Below are 1,709 nucleotides of genomic sequence, written 5' to 3'. Positions count from 1 at the left end.
ATACGTTTATAAATATGGTTCCGGTATACGGAGCATCAACCGACGAACTCATGACACAAGCCGGGACATTTAATTCATATGCCCTCACAATCCCCGTCTTAGGCTCTGTAAGGTTCAACATAACCGATGACATACGCTGGAATATAGACTTCGGTCCATACGTATCATTGATGTTCGGATCAAAACTAAAGAACAAAGTCAACCATAATTCATTTGACAATGACGGTGTGCCGGCAGCCGGAGATGAATTCAAGCAGAAAGTCGCACCTGTGGATTTCGGTTTCAAGTTCGGCACAGGACTTCAGATCNTTGACCATTACTACATTGGCGCGCACTATATGGCAGGAGCTACAGGCGCATGGAAAGACATCAAGGCTGACGGCATAAAATACACCTTCGGAGGACGCACAAAGGCATGGGTATTCACACTTGGATATAATTTTTAAAGGCGAGGAAATCTCCTCGCCTTTTATCTTGTATTCTCAATTGTCAGATACCTTCCTTCACATTATAGACCTCAGTCAGCATCTCGCGCAAGTCGCGCGTGTCTCGCAGTTTCACATCGCCGTGAGTCATAAGCATCATCTCCACGCCCGATTGTCCCGGACCATATGGAGGCTGCACATAATTTATATCCTCCCGCAATCTGAATCCGCATCTTTCATAAAACTTTATCCGTCGCACCGCCTCGGGAGACTCAGGTTTCTCAACTTCAAGAAGCACATTCCCGCTTACAGTTTCTAACAGATGAGACAAAAGCTTACGGCCAATGTTTTTCCCACGGTGCGCCGGTTCTACGGCAAAATGCTCCACATAGACATATCCCTCGAAAGTCCAGTAGGAAAGAAAGCCAAGAAAAAGTCCGCCGCCATCGTCTATCGCGAAAGCATGAAACTTGCCTCCCTTCTCCTTTACAAAATTCGCCACATGCTCGGCACTCTTATATAAGCGACGCTCATTTTCCGGGAAACTCTCGTTATATAATTTCAGGAAAGCCGGATAATCTTTCTCTTCCAAATTTCTGAATTCCATAGTATTATAAATTTTCCTTCATGCGTTTGTAAATAAAATCCTTTCCACGCGACATCTTGTCTCCCTCCGGTTTGTTTATACCCGGCAACACCACCTCCGCGTGTTCCGGCATCCAGTTCACTACAGAATCCATCCACTGCACCATGCCGGCACGTGTAGGATGCGGATTCTTCGCGCTCTGACGAGGAAGCTCCAGCTCATAACTTCTGAAAAAAGACCCCTTTCCGAGTTCATTCTCAAGCCAGTCGTTAAGCACCTTACCCTTGTCATATCCGGGCCATGAAGGGGGACCTACCCACAAAATAGGGCGCGTGCCTACAGCCGAAAGGATGCCTTCTACCGCAGACTTCAGTTTCCTGTCGGGCTGCGCTTCAAAAAGTTCATTCATTCCCAGACTGATAAATACCGCATCAGGATCATCCTCCTCAACCATAGACGCGAGTTTTGGAGAATTTCCCCACTTCGAGATAGTCGACCCGTCCCACACCACTGTCGACACCTCAAAACCGTTCTGCTCGCCGTAAGCGTTCAGACGTTCAGAAAGCCATCCGGTCATGGAATCTCCTATAAAAAGCACCTTCTTTACAGGCTTGCGGGAATCAGGAGCCGAACTGACCAAAAATACTGCCGCCTGAATGATGACGGCACACACCACAACGTAATATAGTATTGTGAAT

Annotated in this window: 2 protein-coding genes and 1 pseudogene; 1 reads left to right on the top strand and 2 read right to left on the bottom strand. The window is 47.2% G+C overall.

The features are described from left to right. Nucleotides 1-446 (top strand): outer membrane beta-barrel protein (locus tag JX312_RS13225; protein WP_204458383.1); only part of this gene is annotated, 446 nt, incomplete at its 5' end. 43 nt (nt 447-489) lie between these two features. Here JX312_RS13225 and JX312_RS13220 read toward each other — a convergent pair. Together JX312_RS13220 and JX312_RS13215 are read right to left on the bottom strand one after the other, a co-directional pair. Next, nucleotides 490-1,032 carry a GNAT family N-acetyltransferase gene (locus JX312_RS13220; protein WP_123407274.1) on the bottom strand — a complete coding sequence of 181 codons (543 nt, stop codon included), beginning with the start codon at nt 1,030-1,032 and terminating at the stop codon, nt 490-492. Between the two features lie 4 nt (nt 1,033-1,036). Then, nucleotides 1,037-1,709, bottom strand: a pseudogene (locus JX312_RS13215) (hypothetical protein); the annotation flags it as partial.

It is taken from the genome of Barnesiella sp. CU968 (assembly GCF_905219685.1).
Lineage (GTDB): Bacteria > Bacteroidota > Bacteroidia > Bacteroidales > Muribaculaceae > Lepagella > Lepagella muris_A.
This window is presented reverse-complemented; position numbering and strand designations above follow the sequence as displayed.